Below are 4,129 nucleotides of genomic sequence, written 5' to 3'. Positions count from 1 at the left end.
CCGTGCTCCAGGGCGTCCTCCTGAGTTTGCGAAGGAGGGCTCGTCGAACCGTGTTCGACGGCGTTCCGGAGGAGGTTCTCCAACAGTTGCTGGAGCCGGGAGGCGTCCGCCCAGATCGTCCGGTCGGTCTCGACGTTCAGGGTCGCCCCCTGACTATCGACGTTCCGCCAGCAGTTCTCGACGAGCGTCGAGAGGTCCACAGCCTCGACTTCGTCGAGTGCCTGGCCCTGCCGTGCCAGCATCAGGAGGTCCTCGATGAGTGATTCCATGCGCTCGGCTGCGGTCACGATCGCGTCGACGTCCGCTTTCCCCTCGTCGTCACAGGTCTCCCGGGCGAGTTCGGCACGGCCCTTGATGACCGTCAGCGGGTTCCGGAGGTCGTGGGAGACGATACTCGCGAACCGGTCGAGCCGCTCGTTCTCCCGGCGTAACTGCTTTCGTTCGGAGATATCGACGTAGAGCGCGAACGTGCCGAGAGGCTCGCCGTCCTCGTCGGCGCGAGGAACGGCACGAAGGAGGGTCTCGACGGGTTCGCCGTCCGCGGTAACGAGCGTTCGTTCCTCGCTCGTGAACTCGTTGCTCAGCGCCCGAGTATATCCACCCTCGTCGAGCAGTTTCCGTTCGGCTTCCGGCGTGTAAAACGCCGTCAGCGGTCGACCGACGACTTCCGACCGGTCCCGCCCGATGGTCTGCAGGAAGAGTTGGTTGCAGTCCTCGATAATCGGCTCACCACCCTCGTTTCGTGTAGTGACGGCCATCACCGGTGCTTCCTCGAACAGGGACTGATACTGGTGTTCGAGTCGCTCGGTGAGCGCGATGCGATGGATGGCGTGTGCGATAGTCGAGCCGAGTTCCGCGAGGACGTCGAGTTCCCGCTCGTCGAAGGCGTCGGCTCTGTCCGCGTAGACGTTCAGGACCCCGTATCGGTCGCCCTCGTAGGAGATCGGAATCGCCGCCGTGGACCGGTAGCCCCGCTTTTCGGCCGCTTCGCGCCACGGCTCGAAATCGGGGTTCTGATGGACGTCCTGTACTGCTTGTGGTTCGTCGGTTCGAATCGCCCTGCCAGTCGGTCCCCGTCCGGTCGGCGTCCGGTCAGCCGTGATTCGGATGGTTTCGAGGTACCCCTCTTCGACACCGGCCCACGTTTCCGGGACGATCTCTCCATCGTCGGTGATGGTGCCGAACCACGCGAACAGGTACGGGTCGGAGTCGGCGAGGCTGTCACAGACGGCTTGCCTGACGCCCGTTCGGGTCTCCGCATGAAGGACCGCCTGAATGGTTTCCCTGAGTGTCCGGTTTATGCGGTTGAGATCGGCCAGTTTGCTGTCCACTCGACGGCCGTGCACGGCGGTTCGAACCCGCCGTGTCAGCAGTTCGTACTGGCTCGGATCGCGTTGCTTCTGGACGTAGTCGGTGACACCTGCGGAGATGGCTCTGCTGGCGACGTCCTCGCTGCCCTTCCCCGTATAGAGGATAAAGGGAAGGGCCGGGAACGCCTCGCGAACGGTTTCGAGGAGTTCGAGACCGTTCATCTCCGGCATGTCGTAATCCGAGACGATACAGTCGAACCCCTCGTTTTCGATACGGTCGAGAACGTTCGTGGAATCCACCTCGACAGCGACGTTCAACGGGTCTACCTGCTGCTCAAGGAACTCTACGGTCACCTCGGCGACCGCCAGTTCGTCATCAACGAGGAGCACGTCGATTGGCTCCAACTCGCTGCTCATAGCAAGTGATTCTCTCCCACGGAGTCAGGCATCTGAGCGTTTTTCGATATGGCTCCCTATATGTGTTCGCTCCGTTTTCAATACCTGAGAACCGCCTCGAAAAAACCGCTCTCGGCGTCGTGTGTCTCACAGGAGAACGCGAAGGACGTCCACACCCACCGCGACAGCGAGCAGGCTCGACGCGTACACGGACGTGCCGGCCATCGAGAACGCCGAAAACCGAAGGGCGTTCTCCTCGGTCATCGCCGCGGGAACCGTCAGCGCCCCGCGGACGACTGGCACGGCGTTCGACAGGACGACCGCCGGGAGGCCCCACCGATCGAACCACTCCGAGACTCGCCCGTCCTCGACGGCAAAGGCGCCGGGGAGCATCTCGGGCGTCGTCTCGGTATGGCGGACGAACGCGAAGAGAACGACCTGACCGACAGTCGCCCCGATGACGGCCGCCGCAAACACCGACAGCACACCGACCGCGTCGGTCCCGACCGCGAGAACCGTGGCAATGAACAGGGTGCGCGACGGAATGAACTTCCCGACGAGCGCGCCTTCGAGGGTGAAGACGACCAGCAGGGCCAAAAGCCCGTACTGGGCGAGAAGCCCCACGACAGCCTCGATAGCGCCAGTGTACATACTCTGCCGTAGGAAACCGGTCGGCGTATTTACGTCTTGCCGCATTCATGCTAGCGCGGCCCACGGTGCGCTCATGGCCGGCAGACCAAAGGCGCCCCCGACATATCGTCGCATATGATTCGACAGGGCCAGAAAGCTCCGGATTTCGCGCTCCCGGGCGTCGAGCGCGGGCAACCGGAGATCTACGAACTCTTCCGGTCCATCGAACGCGACGACGCCGTGTTGTTGTGGTTCTTCCCAGCGACCTTCCTGCCGACGGCGACGGCTGAACTCGCGGCGATTCGGGATGCCGGCTGGCACGACGCCGCCGGTCTCCGAGTGTGGGGCATCTCGATGGACAGCATCTACGCGTCGTCGGCCTACGCCGACCAGTACGACCTGCCGATGTCCCTGCTTGGCGACGGCGGGAGTGCCGCCGACTACTACGGCGTTCGGTACGACGAGTGGGAGGGCCACTACGGGCCGCCGAAACGGGCGGTCTTCCTCGTCGGTTCGGACTGGGACGTCGCCTTCACGTGGACGAGCGACGACGCCTTCGCGCGGAGTGACCCCTCACCGGTCGACGAAGTGGCGTCCACGCTCGAGGGGCTCTTTCCGGAGATCGAGTCGGACGTGTCCGTCGACTACGACGCCTATTTCGGCTGACCGTCGAGGAGGCGCCGGATCGCTCGGAGCTCTTCGCGCACTTCGCGCCACTGTTCGAGCGTCCCGGGAACGTCGTCGGTGCCGCCGGCGAGGCGTTCGATATCCGCCCGGACCTCGTCGGGGTCGTAGATGTCGAAATATCGGATGTCGGACCCACCGGCGACATCGACGGTAACGGTCCCGTAGCCGAAGGCGGTCCCGAGGACGCCCTGCGAGGATTTGCTGTTCTGGACGCGGTCGAGTTCGACCGTCCGAACGTCGATGCCGAGGATACCGGTTTTACGATACAGGGCCCGGTTCGTGAGTACGAACCGGGTGTTGACGACACGGAGGTACGCGTATCCTCCGGGAAGCGGTGCGACGAACAGGACGGCGAGAGCGAGCGGATCGACGATGACCGCCCCGGCGACAGCGATGGCGACGAGCGCGAGGCTGACGAGAATCGCCGGGACGGCGCGCATCAGCCGCGGGTGTGCCTCCCACTCGACGGCTTCGCCGGGTTCGAGGGTCAACCACGCGTCGGTCATCGCTCTTCGAGTTCGGCGCGGATGGCTCGAAGTTCGTCGAGTACGTCCTCGAGGACCTCGCTTTTGTCGTCCGTTGCTGGCTCCTTCGATTTGATTCGCTTGTTGATGCGTTGCTGGACGTCTGCCGGGTCCGGAACCGATCGAAAGCGCATCTCGACGCCGCTGCCGCCGGCCGTCGAGATGTCGACGTTGCCGTAGCCGAAGTACCCGCCGATGGCGGTCTGGCTGTAGGAGGTGTTCTGGACCTTGTCGAAGCCGATCTTCTGTACGTCACGCGAGAGGATGCCGGTCTTCTTGTAGAGGCCGGCGTCGGTGACGACGTAGTGGGTGTTCTGGTAGGTGAGATACGCGCCGACGAGGATGGGAATGCCGATGAGGACGAAGGAAAGCGGGATTCCGACGACGAACGCAGGAACGAGACTACTACGGTGGGGACGACTCGACCACAGGAGTTCCTCGTCGTCGTCCAGCGTCAACCAGTCGAGCGACGGCGAATCGGTGGAGGGGGCGGCCATACGCCGCCGTTGTTCGTCCTCCGTTATAAACACCCGCCGTCGTCTCGCGGTCAGTCCGGCTTTTTGAGCGACAGCGCGGTCCGGT

The 4,129-nt window shown here is 63.8% G+C and carries 4 protein-coding genes and 1 pseudogene; 1 reads left to right on the top strand and 4 read right to left on the bottom strand.

Annotated features, from left to right (window positions below; all coding sequences use genetic code 11):
* A partial coding sequence (locus V5A53_RS13380; RefSeq protein ID WP_332314117.1) for a hybrid sensor histidine kinase/response regulator occupies positions 1-1,727 on the bottom strand: 1,727 nt, incomplete at its 3' end.
* A gap of 126 nt (positions 1,728-1,853) precedes the next feature.
* On the bottom strand, positions 1,854-2,357 hold the full coding sequence (locus V5A53_RS13375; protein ID WP_332314116.1) for a DedA family protein: 504 nt from the start codon (positions 2,355-2,357) through the stop codon (positions 1,854-1,856).
* 114 nt (positions 2,358-2,471) lie between these two features.
* On the opposite strand from V5A53_RS13375, the gene V5A53_RS13370 reads away from it, so the two are divergent.
* Positions 2,472-3,002, top strand: a complete 531-nt coding sequence (locus V5A53_RS13370) for a redoxin domain-containing protein (protein WP_332314115.1) — start codon at positions 2,472-2,474, stop codon at positions 3,000-3,002.
* On the opposite strand, the gene V5A53_RS13365 is transcribed toward V5A53_RS13370, so the two are convergent.
* Both V5A53_RS13365 and V5A53_RS13360 read right to left on the bottom strand, forming a co-directional pair.
* Positions 2,990-3,529 (bottom strand): PH domain-containing protein, encoded by a 540-nt coding sequence (locus tag V5A53_RS13365; protein WP_332314114.1) that lies wholly within the window; start codon positions 3,527-3,529, stop codon positions 2,990-2,992. The two genes, V5A53_RS13370 and V5A53_RS13365, sit on opposite strands and share 13 nt — an antisense overlap.
* 5 nt (positions 3,530-3,534) lie before the next feature.
* A pseudogene (locus tag V5A53_RS13360) lies at positions 3,535-4,044 on the bottom strand (PH domain-containing protein); the annotation flags it as partial.
* Positions 4,045-4,129: the final 85 nt, after the last annotated feature.

The sequence above is a fragment of the Natronomonas sp. genome, assembly GCF_036625485.1.
Lineage (GTDB): Archaea > Halobacteriota > Halobacteria > Halobacteriales > Haloarculaceae > Natronomonas.
This window is presented reverse-complemented; position numbering and strand designations above follow the sequence as displayed.